Source organism: Streptomyces sp. IBSBF 2435 (assembly GCF_036815005.1).
In the GTDB taxonomy this organism is placed as follows: domain Bacteria; phylum Actinomycetota; class Actinomycetes; order Streptomycetales; family Streptomycetaceae; genus Actinacidiphila.
Genome location: NZ_JAJSYW010000043.1, coordinates 1 through 21,011 on the forward strand (window position 1 = coordinate 1; position 21,011 = coordinate 21,011).

Below are 21,011 nucleotides of genomic sequence, written 5' to 3' on the forward strand. Positions count from 1 at the left end.
CCACCAAGCCGCCGACGACCCCGCCGACGACTCCTCCGACCACCCCGCCCACGACACCGCCGACCAGCCCGCCGGCCGGGAACCTGCCCAAGCACAAGGTCACCGGCTACTGGCAGAACTTCAACAACGGCGCCACCGTGCAGACCATCGCGCAGGTGCAGAGCCAGTACGACATCATCGCCGTCGCCTTCGCCGACGCGACGACCACACCTGGCGCGGTCTCCTTCACCCTGGACCCGTCGCTCGGCTACAGCGTGGCGCAGTTCAAGGCGGACATCGCGGCCAAGCAGGCCGCGGGCAAGAAGGTGATCGTCTCGGTCGGCGGCCAGAACGGCACCATCTCGGTCCGCGACTCCGCGTCGGCCACCAACTTCGCCAACAGCGTCTACACGCTGATGCAGACGTACGGCTTCAACGGGGTCGACATCGACCTGGAGAACGGCATCGACACCACGTACATGCCCCAGGCGCTGCGGGCGCTGAGCGCGAAGGCGGGCTCGGGCCTGATCATCACGATGGCGCCGCAGACCATCGACATGCTCTCGGCGGGCAGCGACTACCTGGCCACCGCGCTGAAGGTCAAGGACATCCTGACCATCGTCAACACCCAGTACTACAACAGCGGTTCGATGAACGGCTGTGACGGCGGCGTCTACAGCCAGGGCTCGGTGGACTTCATCACCACGCTGGCCTGCACCGCGATCCAGGCCGGCCTGTCACCGTCCCAGGTCGGCATCGGCACCCCGGCGTCCACCAGCGCGGCCGGCTCCGGCTACGTCAGCCCGACCGTCGTCAACAACGCGCTGGACTGCCTCGCCAAGGGCACCGGCTGCGGCAGCTACCACCCGTCCACCACCTGGCCCGGCATCGGCGGCGCGATGACCTGGTCGACGAACTGGGACGCCTCGGCCGGCAACACCTGGTCCAACGGCGTCGGCCCGCACGTCCACGCCCTGCCGTAACGGCAGTCTGCCCGGGGGCGCGGCCACCGCGCTCCCGGGCGGGCGTCCCTGCGGGCACGCCCCGCGGGGACGTACGGCCGGGCGGGCGTTCAGCCCAGTACGGCCAGGGCGTCGACTTCCACCAGCAGCCCGGGCGGCAGGCCCACGTACACCGTCGTACGGGCGGCCGGCGGCCCGGAGAGCCCGGCGAAGAAGCCGTCGTAGATCTCGTTGAACTCCGCGAAGTGCGCCGTGTCCGTGAGGTACACCCGCACCATCACCGCGTCCTCCCAGGTCGCGCCGCCCGCTTCCAGCACGGACTGGACGTTGGCCAGGGTCTGCAGGACCTGGGCGCGCAGGGTGGGGCCCGCCGGGGTCGGCGGGCGGCCCTCGACGGCGGGCAGGAAGCCGACCTGGCCCGCGACCTGGAGGATGTTGCCCTTGCGCACGCCGTGCGAGAACCTCGCCGGGGGCGCGGTGTGTGTCGGCGGAGTGATCGCCGTCTTCCCCGGACCGGCCGGCTCGGCGGGGTGGGGCTCGGGCAGCTCGCTCATCGGGTCGCGCCTTTCGTAGCGGTGGGTGCGGGGGCAGGAGCGGGGGGCGTGGCACCGGACAGTTCGGCGCCGATCGCCTCGGCCGTCCGCAGGATCAACGGCCGCAGCCGCAGCAGCTCTTCCGCGGTGACCACCACGTTGGGCGCCGACACCGACATGGCCGCGCAGACCCGTCCGTCGGGGCCGCGCAGCGGGGCGCCGACGCAGTTGATGGACTCCTCGTGGCCGCCCAGGTCGCTGGCCCAGCCCTGGTCGCGCACCCGGGCCAGCTCGGCGAGGAAGGCGCCCGCGTCCGGTGTCGAACGCGCGGTGTAGCGCGGGTAGTCCAGGCCTTCCGCGACCGCCCGGCGCTCCGGCTCCGGCAGGTCGGCGAGCAGCAGTTTGGCGACGGCGGCGACCGTGATGGCGACCGGGCGGCCGATCCGCGAGTACATACGGACCGGGTAGCGGCTCTCCACCTTGTCGATGTAGACGACCTCGCCCTGCTCGTAGACCGCCAGGTGCACCGTGTGGCCGGTGCGTTCGTTGAGCGCGGCCAGGTGCGGGTGGGCGATGCCGCGGATGTCCAGTGCCTCGACGGCCTGCTGGGCGAGCGCGAACAGCCGGGCGCCGAGCCGGTAGCGCTGGTCCTGCTGGCGGTAGACCAGGCCGTGTTCGTGCAGCGTGCGCAGCAGCCGCAGCGCCGTGGACTTGTGCACGTCGAGCCGGGTGGCGACCTGTTCCAGGCTCGCGGGGCCCTCGGCGAGCAGCGGCAGGATGCTCAGCGCGCGATCGACCGTCTGGCTCACCGCTCGGCCTCCTGTTCGCGGTCCCGGCCCTGGTCCGTCCAGCCGGGGCCGAGTCGCAGTCTGCCCCATGCGGTGTCGTCCAGTGCGGCAAGGGCGTCGGCGTGCTCGCGGGCGGGCGGCGGCGCGAGGTCGCCCGGCACGGTCAGCGCGGCGGCGGCCAGCAGGTGCCCGTGCCGCAGCCGGTCGCGCAGCGGCAGCCCGCGCAGGGTCGCCGACAGGAAGCCGGCCGCGAAGGCGTCGCCCGCGCCGACGTGGGCGACCACGTCCACGGCCGGCGCCGGTACGCGGACCCGCTCGCCGCCGCTGAAGACGGTGGCGCCGGCCGCGCCCTGCTTGACGACCACCGTCGCCGGCTCGGGCAGCGCGGCCCGGATCGCGTCGGCGTCCGCGAGGCCCCATGCGGCCTGCGCCTCGTCCTCGCCGACGAAGACCAGGTCGCAGCCGCGGGCGAGTTCGGCCAGCAGCCACGGGTCGGCGCCGTGCCACAGCGCGGGCCGGTGGTTGACATCGAAGGACACCAGCGGGCGGCCCGGCTCGCGGTGGGTGAGCCGCCGCATCAGCGCCTTGCAGGTGGCCGACAGGGCGCAGGTGATCCCGGTCAGGTGCAGCACCCGCCCGGCCCACACGTCCGCGCGCCGCACCAGCGCGGGCGACAACGCGGAGGCGGCGGAGCCCTTGCGGTAGTAGACGACCTCGGCGCTGTCCTGGGCGGCGTCCAGGGTGGTCGCGCGCTCGCCCGCGGTACGGAAGTAGACGCCGGTGGGCCGGTGCGGGTCGCGCTGGACGGCGCCGACGTCGACACCTGCTCCGGCGATGGTGTCGACCAGGTGGTCGCCGAAGCCGTCGCTGCCGACCCGGCTGACCCAGCGGGCGGTGTGCCCGGTACGCGCCAGGGTGCACGCGACGTTCGACTCGGCGCCGCCGATGGTCCGCAGGAAGGCGGGCACGTCGGCCAGCCGCCCGGCCCGGCTCGGCACGAAGGTGACCATGGACTCCCCCAGGCATACGACGTCCACGCTCGGCGTCACGATCACGCTCGCTCTCACTGGGGTAACTGCACCGGGGTAACTGCTGGGGTACGGGTCCGCGCCGTTGACCAGGCGCAGGCCCGGATGTTAGACAGCTCGAAACACGATACGCAATGGCCGTTGCACATGATGCAACGCGCTGCGGGGTACGGAGGGTGCATGGACGTCGTCGCCGAACGGGTTGCCGCGCTGCGCGAGGAACGTATCGACCACCGTTTCAAGGGCCTGCCGCCGGACGCCGAAGGGCTCACCGTCGGCGAACTCGCCGGCCAGCGGCGCACCCTCACCGACGGCGGCTTCACCACCCCGCTGCTCGTGCTGTCCGCCGACGCTCTGGACCACAACCTCGCCGTCCTGGAGCGCTGGACGGACGAGCACGGCCTCGCCTTCGCCCCGCACGGCAAGACGTCGATGGCCCCGCAGCTCTTCGCCCGCCAGCTCGACCGCGGCGCCTGGGGCATCACCGTCGCCGTACCCCACCAGCTGCGGGTCTGCCGCGCCTTCGGCGTCCCCCGGGTCTTCCTGGCCAACGAACTCGTCGATCCGGTCGCGCTGCGCTGGCTCGGCGCCGAACTGGACGCCGACCCCGGCTTCGAGTTCGTCTGCTACGTCGACTCCGTGCGCGGCGTCCGGCTCATGGACGAGGCACTGCGGGCCGCGGGCACCCGGCGCCGGGTGGACGTCGTGATCGAACTCGGCGCCGGTGAGGGAGCGCGGACCGGGGCGCGCACCGAGGCGGACTGCGCCGCCGTCGCCGAGGCGGTCGCGGCGGCGGACCGGCTGCGGCTGGTCGGCGTCGCGGGCTACGAGGGCGAGGTGCCGGGCGCCGGCCCCGAGCGGATACGGGCCTGGCTGCGGCGGCTGGTCGCGCTCGCGGCGGAACTGGACCGCGGCGGGGCCTTCGCCGGGGCCGGGCGGATCGTGGTCAGCGCGGGGGGCTCCGCGTGGTTCGACGCGGTCGCGGATGTCTTCGGCGGCATCGGCGCGATGTCCCTGCCGGTGCTGCGGCTGCTGCGGTCGGGCGCGTACGTCACGCACGACGACACGCACTACGCCCGGGTGACGCCCTTCACCCGGGTGCCCGGGCACCTGGAGCCGGCCTTCCGGCTGTGGGCCCAGGTGGTCTCCCGGCCGGCGGCGGGGCAGGCCTTCCTCAACGCGGGCAAGCGCGACGCGCCCTACGACCTCGGGCTTCCCACACCGCTGGCGGTGCGCTCGCCCGAAGGCATGCGGGCCGCCCCCGGCGGCCTCCGCGTCAGCGGCATCTCCGACCAGCACCTGTGGCTCGACGTCCCGGCCGCCGACCCGCTCCAGGTCGGCGACGTCGTGTGCCTCGGGCTCTCCCACCCCTGCACGACCTTCGACAAATGGCCCCTCATCCCGGTCGCCACCCCCGACGGCACGATCACGGACTACATCCGCACCTTCTTCTAGCGGTTCCTCCGCCCCAGAGGTCAGCACACCGGGGGCGCGGGAAACCGCGCGCGCAACCACGACGGCGCGGAGGCCGGGAGCGCACCGCACGTGGCAACCCCTGAGGGGCGCGGGGAACTGCCCGACCGGCCACAACGGCGGGAAGGCAGCGAAGCCACCGCACGTGGGGACCGCCCGGGGCCGCGCGCGCAGCGCAAGTGCGGGCCCCGGCAGCCGCCCGCGGGGGCGTCGTAAGGTCGGGACATGGACCTTCTCGTGCGGGGCGCGCGGATTGTGGACGGGAGCGGGTCACCCGCCTACGCGGGCGATGTCGGCATCGAGGCCGGCCGCATCGTCGAGGTGCGCCGGGAAGGCGAACCGCGGGCGAGCGCCAAGCGGACCCTCGACGCCCGCGGCCTCGCGCTGGCGCCCGGCTTCATCGACATGCACGCGCACAGCGACCTGGCCCTGCTCACCGACCCCGCCCACGAGGCGAAGGCGGCTCAGGGCGTCACCCTGGAGGTGCTCGGCCAGGACGGCCTGTCGTACGCCCCGGCCGACGACCGCACCCTCGACACGCTGCGCACCCTCATCGCGGGCTGGAACGGCGACGGCTCGGACGTCACCTTCGACTGGCGCACCGTCGGCGGCTACCTGGACCGGCTGGACGAGGGCGTCGCGGTCAACGCCGCCTACCTCGTACCGCAGGGCACCGTCAGGATGATGGGGGTCGGCTGGGAGGACAGGCCCGCCGCCCCGGCCGAGCTGGACCGGATGAGGGAGCTGGTCGCGGAGGGCCTGGCGCAGGGCGCGGTGGGGATGTCGTCGGGGCTGACGTACACCCCGGGGATGTACGCGCCGGACGCAGAACTGACCGAGCTGTGCCGGGTGGTCGCGGCGTACGGCGGCTACTACTGCCCGCACCACCGCTCCTACGGCGCCGGGGCGCTGGACGCGTACCGGGAGATGATCGCGCTGACCCGGGCGGCGGGCTGCCCGCTGCACCTGGCGCACGCGACGATGAACTTCGACGTCAACGCGGGCCGCGCCCCCGGCCTGCTGGCGCTGCTGGACGAGGCGCTGGCGGACGGCGCCGACATCACGCTGGACAGCTATCCGTACACCGCGGGCTGTACGACGCTGGCGGCGCTGCTGCCGAGCTGGGCGGCGGTCGGCGGCCCCGACGCGACGCTGGCCCGGCTGCGCGACGGGCCGACGGCGGAACGCATCAGGCACGCCCTTGAGGTGACCGGTTCCGACGGCAGCCACGGGGTGCCGATGGACTGGTCCACGATCGAGGTCTCGGGCACCGCGGACCCGGCCCTGGCCGGCCGGGTCGGCACCCGGCTCGACGGCTGGCCCGCGGCCCGCGCGCTGCTGCTGGCCGACCGGCTCGGTACGACGATCCTCCAGCACGTCGGCGACGAGCGGAACGTCCGTACGGTGATGCGGCACCGCACCCACACCGCGGGATCGGACGGCATCCTGCACGGCGCCAAGCCGCACCCGCGGGCGTACGGCACTTTCCCGCACTACCTGGGCCACTACGTGCGCGAGCTGGGCGTCCTCACCCTTGAGGAGTGCGTCGCCCACCTGACGGGCCGCCCCGCCGCCCGGCTGCGGCTGCCCGACCGCGGGCTGGTCCGCGCGGGCCACCGCGCCGACCTGGTGCTGTTCGACCCGGCAACGGTCGCGGCGGGGGCGACGTACGACCGCCCGCGCGCCCTGCCGACCGGCATCCCGCACGTGCTGATCGACGGCAGGTTCGTCATCGAGGACGGCCGGCGGACCGATGTGCTGGCGGGCCGCTCGGTGCGGCGGACGGCCCCGCGGTGACCGGGGTCCACCGCCCCCGTGGTGGCGAAAAACACCGCGCGGCCGACGTAACGTGGCCGTAGGGTGACCGGCATGCAGGTGATCCAGTCCACGAAGCTCGCAAATGTCTGTTACGAGATCCGGGGTCCGGTTCTTGAGGAGGCGATGCGGCTGGAGGCGGCCGGGCACCGCATCCTCAAGCTGAACACCGGGAATCCGGCCGGATTCGGGTTCGAGTGCCCGCCCGAGATCCTTGAGGACATGCTGCGCACCCTGAAGGACGCGCATGGCTACGGTGACGCCAAGGGCCTGCTGTCGGCGCGGCGGGCGGTGATGCAGCACTACCAGACCAAGGGCATCCCGCTGGACGTCGAGGACATCTACCTCGGCAACGGCGTGTCCGAACTGATCCAGATGTCGATGCAGGCGCTGCTCGACGACGGCGACGAGGTGCTGGTCCCGGCGCCCGACTACCCGCTGTGGACCGCCTCGGTCTCGCTGGCCGGCGGCACCGCGGTGCACTACCGGTGCGACGAGCAGTCCGACTGGATGCCGGACCTCGCCGACATCGAGCGCAAGGTGACCGACCGCACCAAGGCGATCGTCATCATCAACCCGAACAACCCGACCGGCGCCGTCTACGACGACGAGATGCTGCGCGGCCTCACCGACATCGCGCGCCGGCACCGGCTGGTGGTCTGCTCCGACGAGATCTACGACAAGATCCTCTACGACGACGTCACCCACACCCCGACCTCGGCGATCGCGCCCGACCTGCTCACCCTGACCTTCAACGGCCTGTCCAAGGCCTACCGGGTGGCCGGCTACCGCAGCGGCTGGATGGCCGTGTGCGGCCCCAAGTCCCAGGCGGGCAGCTACATAGAGGGCCTGACGATCCTGGCCAACATGCGGCTGTGCGCCAACATGCCGGCCCAGCACGCCATCGCGACCGCGCTCGGCGGCCACCAGTCGATCACCTCGCTGGTCCTGCCCGGCGGCCGGCTGCTGGCCCAGCGCGACGCCACGTATGCGGCGCTCACCGCGATCCCCGGGGTGACCTGCGTCAAGCCCAAGGGCGCGCTGTACGCCTTCCCGCGGCTGGACCCGCAGGTCTACAAGATCAAGGACGACCGGCAGATGGTGCTCGACCTGCTGCGGGCCGAGAAGATCATGATCGTGCACGGGACCGGGTTCAACTGGATCGAACCCGACCACTTCCGGATCGTCACGCTGCCGCGCGCGGAGGACCTGACCGAGGCGATCGGCCGTATCGGCCGCTTCCTGGACGGCTACGCGCAGCCGTAGCGGCCGCGCCTGTGCGCGGGAGAGGGGCGCGGGGACATCCCCGCGCCCCTCTCCCGGCTCACCGAGGGTGACGGCTCAGCCCAGGCGGGCGACCAGGGACTTGTACTCGGACCAGAGTTCGGGCGGGGTGTGGGCGCCGAAGGTCTCCAGGTGGGCCGGGACGAGCGCCGCCTCCTCGCGCCAGACCGGCAGGTCGACGCTCAGCAGCAGGTCGAGGTCGGCCTGCGGGATGTCCAGCCCGTCCGTGTCGAGCGCGCCCGGCGCCGGCAGGATGCCGATCGGGGTGCGCACCCCCTCGGCGGTGCCGTCGAGGCGGTCGACGATCCACTTGAGCACCCGGCTGTTCTCGCCGAAGCCGGGCCACACGAAGCGGCCGGCGGCGTCCTTGCGGAACCAGTTCACGTAGAAGATCTTCGGCAGCTTCGCCGGGTCGTGGGCCTTGCCCACCTCCAGCCAGTGCGCGAAGTAGTCGCCCATGTTGTAGCCGCAGAAGGGCAGCATCGCGAAGGGGTCCCGGCGCAGCTCGCCGACCTTGCCGTCGGCCGCCGCCGTCTTCTCGCTGGCGATGTTGGCGCCGAGGAAGACGCCGTGCTGCCAGTCGAAGGACTCGGTGACCAGCGGTACGGCGGAGGCGCGGCGCCCGCCGAAGAGGATCGCGGAGATCGGGACGCCGCGCGGGTCCTCCCATTCGGGGGCGATGATCGGGCACTGGCTCGCCGGGACGGTGAAGCGGGCGTTGGGGTGGGCGGCCGGTGTGGTGGACGCGGGCGTCCAGCCGTTGCCCTTCCAGTCGGTGAGGTGCGCTGGGGGCTGCTCGGTCATGCCCTCCCACCACACGTCGCCGTCGTCGGTGAGGGCGACGTTGGTGAAGACGGAGTTGGCGTACAGCGTCTTGATGGCGTTGGCGTTGGTGTGCTCGCCGGTGCCGGGTGCGACACCGAAGAAGCCGGCCTCGGGGTTGATGGCGTAGAGCCGGCCGTCCTCGCCGAAGCGCATCCAGGCGATGTCGTCGCCGATGGTCTCGACGGTCCAGCCCGGGACGGTGGGCTCCAGCATCGCCAGGTTGGTCTTGCCGCACGCGGAGGGGAAGGCGGCGGCGACGTACGTGGACTCGCCGCGCGGCGGGGTGAGCTTGAGGATCAGCATGTGCTCGGCCAGCCAGCCCTCGTCGCGGGCCATGACGGAGGCGATCCGCAGGGCGTAGCACTTCTTGCCGAGCAGGGCGTTGCCGCCGTAGCCGGAGCCGTAGGACCAGATCTCCCGGTCCTCGGGGAAGTGCGAGATGTACTTGGTGTCGCTGCACGGCCAGGGCACATCGGCCCGGCCGTCGGCCAGCGGGGCGCCGACCGAGTGGACGGCCTTGACGAAGGGGCCGTCGGTGCCCAGTTCGTCCAGGACGGCGCTGCCCATCCGGGTCATCGTGCGCATCGAGACGGCGACGTAGGCGGAGTCGGTCAGCTCGACACCCATCGCGGACAGCGGTGAGCCGAGCGGCCCCATGCAGAAGGGGACGACGTACATCGTCCGGCCGCGCATCGACCCGCGGAAGAGGCCCGACCCGCCGGTGAAGACCTCCCGCATCTCGGCGGGGTCCTTCCAGTGGTTGGTCGGGCCCGCGTCGGCCTCGCGGCGCGAGCAGATGAACGTCCGGTCCTCGACGCGCGCCACGTCGGAGGGGTCGGAGGCCGCGTAGTACGAGTTCGGCCGCAGGGTCGGGTCGAGCTTGGTGAAGGTGCCCCTGGCGACGAGTCCGGCGGCGAGCCGGTCGTACTCCGCCTGCGAGCCGTCACACCAGACGATCTCGTCGGGCTGGGTGAGTTCGGCGATCTCGCCGACCCAGCGGGTCAGTTCCTTGTGTTCGGTGGGAGCCGCAATGCCGCGCGCCACGATCGCTCCGTCCCGCCGGATCCGCACAGACCGGCGTGAGAGTTGAGGGTTGGTTCGGCCCCGTGGGGGCTGCGGCCCGGACGCGTTCGTGGAGTGCTCATCCGGTGCCGACCGCACTCATATGAGTGTGGTCCTGGTCGCAGGAGTCTGTCCAGAGCACTCGGAGTGAGCCCCGCCACGGCCTGTCACCGCACGGACGGCGGCGGTCCACCGCCGGGCAACCTACGGTCACGTAGGTAGGATTGACGCCATGAGCGCCGTCGACAACACTGCAGAAGTGCCCTCGGAAGTCGATGGACTCGACCAGCTGAAACCCATAAAACCCAAGCTCAGAGGGTGGCTGCACGCGGGCATGTTCCCCGCGGTGCTGATCTCGGGCGTGGTGCTCACCGCCTTCGCACAGAGCAGCAGGGGACGGATCGCCTGCGCGGTGTTCGCGCTCTCGGCGTGCGCGCTGTTCGGCGTGAGCGCGCTCTACCACCGGGGTGACTGGGGTCCGCGCGCCGCCGGAATTTTGCGCCGGCTTGACCATGCGAACATCTTCCTGATCATCGCGGGCACCTACACACCGCTGGCGATACTGCTGCTGCCCGGCGGCACCTCGCGGCTGCTGCTGTGGATGGTGTGGGCCGGCGCGCTGGCCGGTATCGCCTTCCGGGTCTTCTGGGTCGGCGCCCCCCGCTGGCTCTACACCCCGTGCTACATCGCGCTGGGCTGGGTCGCGGTCTTCTTCCTGCCGGACTTCCTGCGCACCGGCGGGGTCGCCGTCCTGGTCTGCGTGATCACCGGCGGCCTGCTCTACAGCACGGGGGCGGCCGTCTACGGCTTCAAGCGGCCCAACCCGTCACCGCGCTGGTTCGGCTTCCACGAGGTCTTCCACTCCCTCACCCTGGTCGCGTTCATCGTCCACTACGTCGGCATCTCCCTGGTCGCCTACCAGCACGGATAGCCCCCGGCGGCACCGCTCCACCGAGCCCGCACCCCGATCGACGGGGGTGCGGGCTTTTCGCACGCCCGAATGAGAGCTACGCTCTTTTGATAGTTGCTTTCATTTGACGCACACTCCCAGGAGCCCCGATGTCCCTCCCGTCGTCCGCCGCGCCTCCCCAGCCGGACCCCCGGCGCTGGCTGGCGCTGATCGCGCTGTGCATGAGCATGCTGGTGCTCAGCTTCGACACCACGATCCTCAATGTCGCCCTGCCGACGATGGCCGACCGGATCGGCGCCGACACCGGCGACATGCAGTGGATCGTCGACTCCTACACCGTCGTCTTCGCCGCCGTGATGCTGCCCGCCGGCCTGATCGGCGACCGCTTCGGGCGGCGCCGGATGCTGGTCGCGGGCCTCGCGGTCTTCCTCGCCGGCTCCGTCATCGGCTCGCTGGTCGACACCCCCGGGCCGGTCATCGCCGCCCGTACGGTGATGGGCTTCGGCGGCGCCTTCGTGATGCCGCTGGCGCTCTCGGTGATCCCGTCGCTCTTCGGCGCGGCCGAACGCCCCAAGGCCGTCGCACTGGTCAGCACCGCGATGGCCTTCGGCATGCCGCTCGGCCCGATCATCGGCGGCACCCTGCTCCAGCACTTCTGGTGGGGCTCGGTCTTCCTGATCAACATCCCGCTGGTCGCGCTCGCGATCGTGGCCTGCTTCGCGCTGCTGCCCGAGACCACCGACCCGGCCGCGCCACGCGTGCACGCCACCAGCACCTTCTACGCCGCCGCGGGCCTGGGCGCACTCGTCTACGGCATCATCGAGGCGCCGTCCCGCGGCTGGGGCGACCCGCTGGTCGTCACGGTGCTCGCCGCCTCCATAGCGCTGCTGGCCGCACTCGTGCTGCGCGAGCGCACCGTCGAGCGGCCCATGCTCGACATGAGCCTGCTGCGCCAGCGCGGCTTCCTGTGGAACGCCGTCGCCGCCACCCTGGTCAGCTTCATCCTCACCGGCATGATCTTCGTCCTGCCGTCCTACCTCCAGACCACGCTGGGTTACGACGCCCTCGGCACCGGACTGCGGCTGCTGCCGATGATGGGCGGGCTGATGGTGGCCGCCAGGCTCGGCCCGGCGCTGGTCGCCAGGACCGGGCCGCGCCCGGTGATCGTCGCGGGGCTGCTCGCGCTGGCGGCCGGCGCCTTCCTCGGCGCCACCACCGCGGTCGGGGACGGCTACGGCGGCACCGCGCTGTGGCTGGCCGTCGCCGGGGTCGGCTTCGGCCTGTCGATCGTGCCGTCCATGAACAGCGCGCTCGGCGCCCTGCCGAGGGAGCGCGCGGGCAGCGGTTCCGGGCTGCTCCAGACGCTGCGGCAGACCGGTGCGGCGGTCGGCGTCGCGATCCTCGGCAGCGTGCTGGCCGCCGGCTACACCGACCGGCTCGACACCGGCGGGCTGTCGCCCGAGGCCGCGCACACCGCCCGCGACTCGGTCGTCGGCGCGCACGCGGTGGCCGCGCGACTCGGCGACCGGGCGCTGACCGCGTCCGCCGACGCCTCCTACCTGCACGGGATGAACCTGGCGCTGGTGGTGTGCGGGGCCGCCTCGCTGGCGACGGCGGTGCTGGTGGCGGCGTTCCTGCCCAACCCGCGCGCCGCCCGGCCCGCACCGGCCGAGGCCGCCGGCGCGGGCGCCGACGCGATGGCCGGGCAGCGGGCGGATGCCTGACAATGACGTCATGTCCCCTCGAACCTCCGATGCCACCCCCCGGGCCGGCCTGCGGGAACGCAAGAAGGTCCAGACCCGGCAGGCCATCCGCGCCGCCGCGTACCGGCTGTTCGCCGAGCACGGCTACGACGCCACGCCGGTCGACCGGATCGCGGCGGAGGCGGACGTCTCACCGAGCACGGTCTTCCGCTACTTCCCGACCAAGGAGGACATCGTCCTCACGGACGAGTACGACGACCTGATGGCGGACCTGCTGCGGAGCCGCCCGGCCGGCGAACCGCCGCTGGTCTCGCTGCGGATGGTCATGCACCAGGCGCTCAGCGGCGTGCTCAACGACCCCGCCGGGCGGGCCGAGATGGTGCAGCGCGAGGAACTGGTCCGGGACGTCCCGGCGATCCGGGCCCGCGCCCACGAGACCATGTCCGCGACGGGACGGCTGCTCGGCGGGATCATCGCGGACCGCACCGGGCGTCCCGCGGACGCGCTGGAGGTGCGGGTCTTCACCGCGGCCGTCTTCGGCGTCCTCCACGAGGCCACGATGTTCTGGGTCGAGAACGCCCCCGAGGACGACCTCCTGGGCCTCATCGACCGCTCCTTGCGCATCCTCAACCGCGGCCTCGACATCTAGGGCGTGTCGCCCGGCCGCTTTCCCCGGTGGGCGGGCGGCGTCCTCCGGCGATGTGCGACAGTGGGGCGAACTGCCCCGGTCCGACTGACCGATGGGCAGAACCGGAAGGGTGTACGGGGGCGTCCCTTGCCGGTGGACGGCCGGCCGCAAGGGGCCGGCCGGCGGGCGCTCGGGGAGGCGTGGCCTTGACTGCGGAGATCTACTTCAGCAACAACTACCGTGATCTGTGCCAGGAGCACGGCACCGGCGCGGGTTTCCAGTTCGAGTTCTCCTGCAACCGCTGCCAGGACACCTGGCGTTCGCCCTTCGAGGCGTACACCGGCGGCAGGATGGCCAGTTGGGTCGGCAAGGGCGTCACCGCCGCCTACGGCCTGCTCGGCCGTACCGGCAGCGGTGTCTCCAGCGCGGCCGACGGCCTGGCGGGGGCGAACTACGGCGGCTCGCGGGACGCCGCCTTCCAGCGCGCGATCAGCAACGCCCAGGGCCACTTCAACCGCTGCCCGCGCTGTACGAACTACGTGTGCAACCGCTGCTGGAACGCCGGCCAGGGCATCTGCCTGAGCTGCGCGCCCGATACCGCGGCCGAGGCGGTCGCCGCCCGGCAGCGCGGCCTGAACGACATGGTCTCCGAGCGCGCCTACAGCACGGGCCAGAACGCGGCGGGGGCCTTCGACGTCGGCGCCGACCGGCAGTTGGTGTGCCCGCGGTGCCAGGGCGAGACCCACGGCTCGGCCTTCTGCCCGCACTGCGGCCACCACTTGGCCCAGCGGGATGCGTGCGCTTCGTGCAGCGCCGAGATCCCCGCGGGCGCCGCCTTCTGCCCGGGCTGCGGCACCCGCCGCTGAGCCGGGCGGGGCGCCGGGGCGCCGGGGTCCGTTCCTCGGCGCCTGACGCGGGCGCCCGCGCGGGGCGAGCGGCCGGGCGCACGGTACGCGGTCGCCGCACGGCCCGAAAGCGGTCCCGCCGCCCCGCGCCGTACGCGGTCGCTCGGTGCGCGAGCCGTACGCCGCCGCGTGTGCTCATTGCGGGGTGCGGAGCTGGCTGCGCAGAGCGCGGGGGTCGGACGTCGGCGCGTCGCAGACGAAGTGGCGGCAGACGTACGCGGCGGCCCGGCCGCCGCGGGTCGGGCGCTGGAAGAGCAGCGGGAATTCCGTGGTGCCCTCCTCGCCGACGGCGACCACCGCACCGGGCGCGCCGCCCAGCAGGGCGGTGCGGTGCAGCTCTGCCGTGAGCGGGTCGCCGGTACGGCCGACCACGGCCACCTCGCGCGGCCCGTCGAGCGCGGCCTCGGCGACGGCGAGCCCCCAGCCGATGAACCGCGGCGCCTTCGCCGCCAGCGCGCCGACGACGCCGAGCGCCCGCTCCGCCGCCGTGCGGTGCGGCTCGGCGCCGGTGTGCGCGGCGTACGACAGCAGCGCGCCGGCCGCCGCGGTCCACCCGGACGGCGTCGCGTTGTCCGTGGGGTCCTGGGGCCGCCGGATGAGGGCCTCCGCGTCGTCCGCCGTGTCGTAGAGCGTGCCGTCGTCCGCGGTGAAGTGGTGCAGCACCGAGTCGAGCAGCAGCCCGGCGAAGTCCAGCCAGACGCCCTCGCCGGTGACCGAGGCGAGCGCGAGGAAGCCCTCGGCGACGTCGGCGTAGTCCTCCAGCACACCGTCGTTGGCACCCGCGACGCCGTCCCGCGAGGTGCGGGTGAGCCGGCCGCGTCCGTCGAGGTGGACGCGGACCAGCAGGTCGGCCGCGTCGACGGCGGCCTGCACCAGGTCCGTACGGTCGAAGTAGGCACCGGTCTCGGCGAGTGCGGCGATCGCCAGGCCGTTCCAGGCGGCGACAACCTTGTCGTCGCGGCCCGGGCGGGGCCGGCGGTCGCGGGCGGTGAGCAGCCGGTCGCGCACCGAGGCGACCCGGGAGGCGTCCACCACCCCGCCGCCCTGCGGGAGTTGGAGCACGGAGGCGCCCTCCTCGAAGGTGCCCTCCTGGGTGACCCCGAAGTATTCCGCGGCGAATTCCCCGTCGGCCTCGCCGAGTTCGGCGACGAGCTGGGCGGGCGTCCAGACGTAGTACGCGCCTTCGGCGTGCGCGCCGCTGCCGTCGTCGCTGTCGGCGTCCAGCGCGGAGGCGAACCCGCCCTCGTCGGTGGCGAGTTCGCCGATGATGAATTCGGCGGTCTCCAGCGCGACCCGGCGGGCAAGGTCGGAGCCGGTGGCCCGCCACAGGTGCGCGTAGACCCGGGTGAGCAGCGCGTTGTCGTACAGCATTTTCTCGAAGTGCGGTACGCACCAGTCGCGGTCGACGCTGTAGCGGGCGAAGCCGCCGCCGAGCTGGTCGTAGATGCCGCCGCGGGCCATCGCCTCGCAGGTGTCGCGGGCCATCTGGAGCGCGCCCTCGGCGCCGGTGCGGGCATGGTGGCGGAGCAGGAACTCCAGCGCCATGGACGGCGGGAATTTCGGCGCGCCGCCGAAACCGCCGCGCCGGGCGTCGTATTCGCGGGTGAGGCCGAGCAGCGCGCCGCTCATCTCGGCGTCACCGGGTGTGACGGCGGCCCCGTAGGCCCCGGCCCGGTCGGCGAGGTCGCGCACGATGCGCCCCGCGACGTCGCCGACCTCCTCGCGCCGGTCGCGCCAAGCGGCGACGACGCCCTCCAGGACGTCCATGAAGCCGGGCATCCCCTGCCGCGCCTGCGGCGGGAAGTACGTACCGAAGTAGAACGGCTCGGCGTCAGGCGTCAAAAACACCGTCATGGGCCAGCCGCCCTGCCCGGTCGCGGCCTGCACCGCCTCCATGTAGACGGCGTCGACGTCGGGCCGCTCCTCGCGGTCGACCTTGACGGAGACGAAGTGCGCGTTGAGATACCCCGCGGTCCCGGCGTCCTCGAAGGACTCGTGCGCCATGACGTGGCACCAGTGGCACGCGCTGTACCCGACGCTGAGCAGCACCGGCACCCCGCGCTTGCGGGCCGCCTCGAACGCGTCCCGCCCCCACGGCCACCAGTCCACCGGGTTGTCCGCGTGCTGCAGCAGATAGGGCGAGGTCGCGTCGCCGAGTCGGTTCACGGCAACACTCTGCCACGGTGAGCCGCCCAACGCGCAGAGCCGGACCGGAGAACGGCGCTGCGGGCCCGACAGCACGGATCGGCGCAGCGGGCGAGGCCGGTGCGGTCAGGCCGCGGAGCTCGGCAAACCGGGCGGCGAACCGGGTCGGTCAGCGGGTGTCCGCCTCAGGCCGGGGCAGTTCGTCCAGGTCAAGGGTGTAGTTGCGCCCGTCGGCCAGTTCGATGGGCAGCTCGCCCGAGCCGTACGTGTGCGTGTGCGCGGCGACGCAACCGGCGCCGGTGGGCCGGGTGTGGACGATGACCTCCCCGGCGTACGGGTCCACGACCGCGTAGACCGGAATACCGTGGCGACCGTACTTCGGGGTGCAGTCGTCGTAGTCCTTGCGCGCGGAGGAGACCGGCACCACCTCAGCGATCAGCAGCACGTCCTCGAAGCCGTAGCGCTTTCCCCGTCGATGCCGAAGAGGGCCGCATACCCCGTGGGGAATGCGGTGTTCATGACCGCTTCGACACTCATCGGCAGCTCCTTCCCGTCGCCCCTCAGGATATGGCGCCCCGCACGCGCGGGGTCCACCACGACGTGCATACGAGTTCACCGGCACGGCGGCACGGCACGCCGCATGGTCCCGCGAAAAAACCTTCCGCGCCGTGTCGATCCCGGCGTCAGCCGTTCGACGCTCCGGTGAGGGCACGGTGAGCGTCCCTCGGACGGTGATCGAACGGATGGAAAGAGAAAGAGGACGTCACGATGCGCTACATGATGCTGCTGCGGCTCGACCCCGCGAAGGCTCCCTCCGACGGGCCCAGTGAGCAGCTGATGACGGAGATGGGTGTGCTGCTGGAGGAGATGACCAAGGCCGGCGTGCTGCTGGACACCGGGGGGCTGCGGCCGGTCGGGAGCGGGGCGGTGATCCGGCAGTCCGGCGGGAAGCAGACCGTGCTCGACGGGCCGTTCACCGAGGCCAAGGAGGTCATCGGCGGCTACGCCATGCTCCAGGCGAAGTCGCTGGACGAGGCGGTGCAGTGGGCGTCGCGCTTCCTGGCCGTCCACGGGGACGAGTGGGAGATCGAGACCGAGATCAGGCAGGTGGAGGAGCCCGCGTAGGGCAGGGGAAAAACGCGGGGAGGGCCGTGGCGGGGCGCCGCTTTGCGAGGACGCCCCGCGGCTGCTCTGATGAGTGACCGTGACAGCAGCCGACGACCGTACTCCGCCGCCGCACGCCGACCGGGCCCGCCGGGCGGTGGAAGCGGTGTGGCGGATCGAGTCGCCGCGGCTGATCGCCGGGCTGACCCGGCTGGTGCACGACATAGGGGTCGCCGAGGAGCTGGCGCAGGACGCGCTGGTCGCCGCGCTGGAGCAGTGGCCGCGGGACGGGGTGCCGCGCAATCCGGGGGCGTGGCTGATGACCACCGCCAAGCGGCGCGGCATCGACCTGATCCGCCGCAACGAGACCTTCGCGCGCAAGCTGCAGCTGCTCGGCCACGAGCTGGAGACCGCCCAGGGCGCGGCGGCCTTCGACGCGCCCGGAGACGCCGCGGCCGACGACGGCGGCATCGGGGACGACCTGCTGCGGCTGGTCTTCGTCGCGTGCCACCCGGTGCTGTCCCGGGAGGCACGCGTGGCGTTGACGCTGCGGCTGCTCGGCGGGCTGACGACGGACGAGGTCGCGCGGGCCTTCCTGGTCGCGGAGCCGACCGTCGCGCAGCGCATCGTACGGGCCAAGCGCACCCTGGCGAAGGAGAAGGTGCCGTTCGAGGTGCCGCGGGGCGCCGAGCTGGCGCAGCGGCTGGCGTCGGTGCTCGAAGTGGTCTACCTGATCTTCAACGAGGGCTACTCCGCGACCGCGGGCGACGACTGGATGCGGCCCGGGCTGTGCGAGGACGCGCTGCGGCTGGCCCGGGTGCTGCAAGGGCTGATGCCGGCCGAGCCGGAGGTGCACGGGCTCGCGGCGCTGCTCGAAGTGCAGGCGTCGCGGTCGGCGGCGCGGACGAGGGGCGGCGCCCCGGTGATGCTGCTCGACCAGGACCGCAGGCGCTGGGACCAGTTGCTGATCCACCGCGGTTTCGCGGCGCTGGCCCGGGCGGACGCGGCGGCCAGGGCGCGCGGGGCCGCGCCGGGACCGTACGCACTCCAGGCCGCGATCGCCGCGTGCCACGCGCAGGCGGTACGGGCCGAGGACACCGACTGGCCGCGGATCGCCGGCCTCTACCGCGCGCTGGCCGGCACCGCGCCCTCGCCCGTGGTGGAGCTGAACCGGGCGGTGGCGGTCGGCATGGCGGAGGGTCCCGCGGCCGGGCTCGTGCTGGCCGACGCGCTGGCGGCGGGCGGCGCGCTGGAGGGCTACCACCTGCTGCCGAGCGTCCGCGGCGACCTGCTGGCCCGGCTGGGCCGTACGGCCGAGGCGCGGGACGAGTTCGTCCGGGCGGCCGGCCTGACCCGCAACGGCGCCGAGCGCACCCTGCTGCTCCGCCGCGCGGCCGACTTGGGGGCGGCGTCCTGAGGCCGGCCGGACGTACGGCCGCACCGTGCCCAGGCCCGCCACGCCCGCGGCCCGCCCGTGTCCTGAGCCGGGCAGGGGTCTGGCAGGACGCAGGCAGCACCCGGGCAGGAACGTGCCGGGAATCGATCAACAACGGTCGGCAAAGCGTCAGAACCTGGCTACGGATGGGCCTCGGAAAGCCAAAGCCGTACCCCCACTGTCTCGCGTACTCGCCCCGGCAGTAACGGATTCGGCACCGGATCGGACCGGCCCACCGTCGTGGTGCTGCACGGGCCGCCCGGCAGCGGGCGCACCGCGCTCGCGGTGCGCGCGGCACGGCAGTTGAAGGACCAGTTCAGGGGGGCGTGCGTGGTGGACCCGCGCGGCACCGCGTGGACGCTGACCCAGCTGGCCAGGGCGCGGCTGGCGCGCGGCGAGGCCCGGGAGGCGGCCCGCGACCTGGACGAGGCGGTGCAGCGGCACCGGGCGAGCGAGGACGCCCGCGGTGAGGCGTGGACGCTGTAGTACCTGGGGCAGGCCCTGGAGGAGTGCGGCGACACCGACGCGGCGCTGCGCACCCTGGAGCGGTCGCGCACGATGTTCTCGCGGATGCGGGACGTCTACGGTCTGGCGTGCGCCCGGCACCACTCGGCGCGGGTCACCCGTGATCAGCGCGCGGCCCGTACTGGCAATCTGCGCAACAGCGGTTTCGCCCGGCAGCTGCTCCAGGACGCCGGGCAGGACTTCCGGCGGATCGGCGTGGAGCACGGCGAGGCGTGGTCGTGCGTGGAGCTGGCGGTGATCGACGCGGGCAACGGGCGTCTGGTGGAGGCGATGACGCTGCTGGACGAGGCGGCCGGGCTGTTCGGCGGGCTCGGCGACCGGCGCGGCCAGGACTGGGCGGCCTTCCCGCGGGCCACGGTGCTGCCGCTGCCGGCGCCCGTGCCGGGCGCGGACCCGGCCGACGGCTCACGGCAGGCGCTGGCGGCGCTGCGCGGCCTGCTGGCCCAGGACGACCACCCGGCCCGCGATCCGGATCTGGACGAATACGCGGAGGCGTACGCGCTGCTGCTGGAGCGCGGCAGCGCGGTTCCGGGCGGGCCGTGGGAGGCCTGGCGGCTCGGCATGGCTCCGGGGCGCGCGGCCCGCATGGTGATGGCGGTCCCGGCGCTGACGGAGTCCGGCTGAGGTCAGGCGCCCCGGCCGGCCTCGGAATCGGCGGCGGAAGCAGAGGAGGCGGCGGAGGCGGCCGACGCGGACGCGGCGGCGGCCTTGCCGGCCGCAGGCTGCTTCGGGACGGCCGGCTGCTCGGGCACGTCCGGCTGCTCCTCGAAGTCGATCTTCTTCATCTGCTTGCCCATGTTCTTCATGAGCATCCACAGCCCGAAGGCGATGGCGGCGAAGATCACGAATCCGAGGAGCCCCGGCGTCACCTTGTCCTGGTTCACCTCGGCGAGCGGGACCAGCGGGCGGCCGAAGGCGTGGGTTGCTGTCACGCCCCCCATTGTCGCCTAGTGCTCCCTGACGCCCGCAAAGAGGTCGTCCTCCGGGAGCGAGACGTCCACCCGGGTCTTCGCCAGCTCGTAGTCCTCGGTCGGCCAGACCTCCCGCTGGAGGTCCATCGGCACCCGGAACCAGCCGCCGTCCGGGTCGATCTGGGTGGCGTGCGCGAGCAGCGCCCTGTCACGGATCTCGAAGAACTCGGAGCACGGCACGTGCGTGGAGATGTTCCGCTCGGGCCGGGCGAACTCGTCCCAGCGCTTGAGCCACTCCCCGTAGGGCGACTCCATGCCGCGGGCCTCGATCGCCTCGTGCAGGGCGAGGGTGCGGGCCTTGTTGAAGCCCTGGTTGTAGTAGAGCTTGAGCGGGGTCCAGGGCTCGCCGGCCTCGGGATACCGCTCCGGGTCGCCGGCCGCCTCGAAGGCCACCATGGAGATCTTGTGGGTCATGATGTGGTCGGGGTGCGGGTAACCGCCGTTCTCGTCGTAGGTGGTGATCACCTGCGGCTTGAACTCGCGGATCAGCTTCACCAGCGCGCCGGCCGCCTCGTCCACGTCCTGCAGGCCGAAGCAGCCCTCGGGCAGCGGCGGCAGCGGGTCGCCCTCGGGCAGGCCGGAGTCCACGAAGCCGAGCCAGGCCTGCTTGACGCCCAGGATCTCCCGGGCCTCGTCCATCTCCTTGGCCCGCACCTCGTGGATGTTCTCCTCGATGTAGGGGTCGCCCTGGAGCTTGGGATTGAGCACGGAGCCGCGCTCGCCGCCGGTGCAGGTGGCCACCAGTACGTCCACCCCTTCCGACACGTACTTGGCCATGGTGGCGGCACCCTTGCTCGACTCGTCGTCGGGATGCGCGTGTACGGCCATCAGTCGAAGCTGCTCAGTCAAGGCTGGTGTCCTCAAAGTCCCGTTGGTTCCTGCACTGGTTCCTGGAGCCCCCTCGGTGGGCGGAGGGTGCACGCCTTCTATAGTGAC

Annotated in this window: 18 protein-coding genes and 1 pseudogene; 11 read left to right on the top strand and 8 right to left on the bottom strand. The window is 72.9% G+C overall.

All coding sequences use genetic code 11. From position 1 onward, the window contains the following. Positions 1-962, top strand: a 962-nt coding sequence (locus tag V7E46_RS11400; protein WP_333768311.1) for a chitinase, incomplete at its 5' end; no start/stop codon positions are given. A gap of 89 nt (positions 963-1,051) precedes the next feature. Here V7E46_RS11400 and V7E46_RS11405 read toward each other — a convergent pair. Genes V7E46_RS11405 through V7E46_RS11415 form a run of 3 tightly spaced genes read right to left on the bottom strand, consistent with a single transcriptional unit; the run spans position 1,052 to position 3,329 of the window. Further along, the gene (locus V7E46_RS11405; RefSeq protein WP_333768312.1) at positions 1,052-1,495 is read right to left on the bottom strand and encodes a RidA family protein; all 444 of its coding nucleotides are present in this window, start codon (positions 1,493-1,495) and stop codon (positions 1,052-1,054) included. Next, complete coding sequence (locus V7E46_RS11410; RefSeq protein ID WP_333768313.1) at positions 1,492-2,283, bottom strand: IclR family transcriptional regulator; 792 nt, start codon at positions 2,281-2,283, stop codon at positions 1,492-1,494. The genes V7E46_RS11405 and V7E46_RS11410 overlap by 4 nt, the downstream gene beginning before the upstream one ends. Further along, entirely contained in the window at positions 2,280-3,329 is a 1,050-nt protein-coding gene (locus V7E46_RS11415; protein WP_333768314.1) for a sugar kinase, read from the bottom strand. Before V7E46_RS11415 ends, V7E46_RS11410 begins: the two co-directional genes overlap by 4 nt. A gap of 141 nt (positions 3,330-3,470) precedes the next feature. On the opposite strand from V7E46_RS11415, the gene V7E46_RS11420 reads away from it, so the two are divergent. The 3 genes from V7E46_RS11420 to V7E46_RS11430 all read left to right on the top strand — a co-directional run bounded on the left by V7E46_RS11420 (position 3,471) and on the right by V7E46_RS11430 (position 7,844). Beyond that, on the top strand, positions 3,471-4,745 hold the full coding sequence (locus V7E46_RS11420; protein WP_333768315.1) for an alanine racemase: 1,275 nt from the start codon (positions 3,471-3,473) through the stop codon (positions 4,743-4,745). A 243-nt stretch (positions 4,746-4,988) separates the two neighbouring features. Then, on the top strand, positions 4,989-6,560 hold the full coding sequence (locus V7E46_RS11425) for an N-acyl-D-amino-acid deacylase family protein (RefSeq protein ID WP_333768316.1): 1,572 nt from the start codon (positions 4,989-4,991) through the stop codon (positions 6,558-6,560). A 72-nt stretch (positions 6,561-6,632) separates the two neighbouring features. After that, the gene (locus tag V7E46_RS11430; protein WP_333768317.1) at positions 6,633-7,844 is read left to right on the top strand and encodes a pyridoxal phosphate-dependent aminotransferase; all 1,212 of its coding nucleotides are present in this window, start codon (positions 6,633-6,635) and stop codon (positions 7,842-7,844) included. A 75-nt stretch (positions 7,845-7,919) separates the two neighbouring features. On the opposite strand, the gene V7E46_RS11435 is transcribed toward V7E46_RS11430, so the two are convergent. Beyond that, the gene (locus V7E46_RS11435) at positions 7,920-9,731 is read right to left on the bottom strand and encodes a phosphoenolpyruvate carboxykinase (GTP) (protein ID WP_333768318.1); all 1,812 of its coding nucleotides are present in this window, start codon (positions 9,729-9,731) and stop codon (positions 7,920-7,922) included. A 250-nt stretch (positions 9,732-9,981) separates the two neighbouring features. Here V7E46_RS11435 and trhA point away from each other — a divergent pair, with 250 nt between their 5' ends. The 4 genes from trhA (at position 9,982) to V7E46_RS11455 (ending at position 13,856) form a co-directional block, all read left to right on the top strand. Beyond that, on the top strand, positions 9,982-10,680 hold the full coding sequence (gene trhA, locus V7E46_RS11440) for a PAQR family membrane homeostasis protein TrhA (protein WP_329175239.1): 699 nt from the start codon (positions 9,982-9,984) through the stop codon (positions 10,678-10,680). Positions 10,681-10,808: 128 nt separating this feature from the next. Then, entirely contained in the window at positions 10,809-12,383 is a 1,575-nt protein-coding gene (locus tag V7E46_RS11445; RefSeq protein ID WP_333768319.1) for an MFS transporter, read from the top strand. A 10-nt stretch (positions 12,384-12,393) separates the two neighbouring features. After that, positions 12,394-13,011: a TetR/AcrR family transcriptional regulator gene (locus V7E46_RS11450; RefSeq protein ID WP_333768320.1), complete on the top strand. Its 618-nt coding sequence runs from the start codon at positions 12,394-12,396 to the stop codon at positions 13,009-13,011. Between the two features lie 179 nt (positions 13,012-13,190). After that, entirely contained in the window at positions 13,191-13,856 is a 666-nt protein-coding gene (locus tag V7E46_RS11455; protein ID WP_333768321.1) for a double zinc ribbon domain-containing protein, read from the top strand. A 174-nt stretch (positions 13,857-14,030) separates the two neighbouring features. On the opposite strand, the gene V7E46_RS11460 is transcribed toward V7E46_RS11455, so the two are convergent. Both V7E46_RS11460 and V7E46_RS33865 read right to left on the bottom strand, forming a co-directional pair. Beyond that, positions 14,031-16,061 carry a thioredoxin domain-containing protein gene (locus tag V7E46_RS11460; protein ID WP_333768322.1) on the bottom strand — a complete coding sequence of 677 codons (2,031 nt, stop codon included), beginning with the start codon at positions 16,059-16,061 and terminating at the stop codon, positions 14,031-14,033. Between the two features lie 148 nt (positions 16,062-16,209). After that, positions 16,210-16,752, bottom strand: a complete 543-nt coding sequence (locus V7E46_RS33865) for a Uma2 family endonuclease (protein ID WP_443054123.1) — start codon at positions 16,750-16,752, stop codon at positions 16,210-16,212. Positions 16,753-16,808: 56 nt separating this feature from the next. On the opposite strand from V7E46_RS33865, the gene V7E46_RS11470 reads away from it, so the two are divergent. The 3 genes and pseudogenes from V7E46_RS11470 to V7E46_RS11480 all read left to right on the top strand — a co-directional run. Further along, positions 16,809-17,165 carry a YciI family protein gene (locus V7E46_RS11470; RefSeq protein ID WP_333768324.1) on the top strand — a complete coding sequence of 119 codons (357 nt, stop codon included), beginning with the start codon at positions 16,809-16,811 and terminating at the stop codon, positions 17,163-17,165. A 79-nt stretch (positions 17,166-17,244) separates the two neighbouring features. Then, positions 17,245-18,561, top strand: coding sequence for an RNA polymerase sigma factor (locus tag V7E46_RS11475; protein ID WP_329175249.1), 1,317 nt, complete (start codon positions 17,245-17,247; stop codon positions 18,559-18,561). A 249-nt stretch (positions 18,562-18,810) separates the two neighbouring features. After that, positions 18,811-19,728 (top strand): annotated as a pseudogene (locus V7E46_RS11480) (tetratricopeptide repeat protein); the annotation flags it as partial. Positions 19,729-19,730: 2 nt separating this feature from the next. Here the strand turns inward: V7E46_RS11480 and V7E46_RS11485 are convergent. Then, positions 19,731-20,036, bottom strand: coding sequence for a hypothetical protein (locus tag V7E46_RS11485; protein ID WP_443054124.1), 306 nt, complete (start codon positions 20,034-20,036; stop codon positions 19,731-19,733). 15 nt (positions 20,037-20,051) lie between these two features. Continuing rightward, positions 20,052-20,924, bottom strand: a complete 873-nt coding sequence (gene mca / locus V7E46_RS11490) for a mycothiol conjugate amidase Mca (protein ID WP_333768326.1) — start codon at positions 20,922-20,924, stop codon at positions 20,052-20,054. Positions 20,925-21,011 lie beyond the last annotated feature (87 nt).

Excerpts from the sequence above, each read along its gene's own strand:
- V7E46_RS11470 (WP_333768324.1), top strand. The coding sequence starts at position 16,809 with ATGCGCTACATGATGCTGCTGCGGCTCGACCCCGCGAAGGCTCCCTCC.
- V7E46_RS11425 (WP_333768316.1), top strand. The coding sequence starts at position 4,989 with ATGGACCTTCTCGTGCGGGGCGCGCGGATTGTGGACGGGAGCGGGTCA.
- V7E46_RS11445 (WP_333768319.1), top strand. The coding sequence starts at position 10,809 with ATGTCCCTCCCGTCGTCCGCCGCGCCTCCCCAGCCGGACCCCCGGCGC.
- V7E46_RS11405 (WP_333768312.1), bottom strand. The coding sequence starts at position 1,495 with ATGAGCGAGCTGCCCGAGCCCCACCCCGCCGAGCCGGCCGGTCCGGGG.
- trhA (WP_329175239.1), top strand. The coding sequence starts at position 9,982 with ATGAGCGCCGTCGACAACACTGCAGAAGTGCCCTCGGAAGTCGATGGA.
- V7E46_RS11450 (WP_333768320.1), top strand. The coding sequence starts at position 12,394 with ATGTCCCCTCGAACCTCCGATGCCACCCCCCGGGCCGGCCTGCGGGAA.
- V7E46_RS11430 (WP_333768317.1), top strand. The coding sequence starts at position 6,633 with ATGCAGGTGATCCAGTCCACGAAGCTCGCAAATGTCTGTTACGAGATC.
- V7E46_RS11420 (WP_333768315.1), top strand. The coding sequence starts at position 3,471 with ATGGACGTCGTCGCCGAACGGGTTGCCGCGCTGCGCGAGGAACGTATC.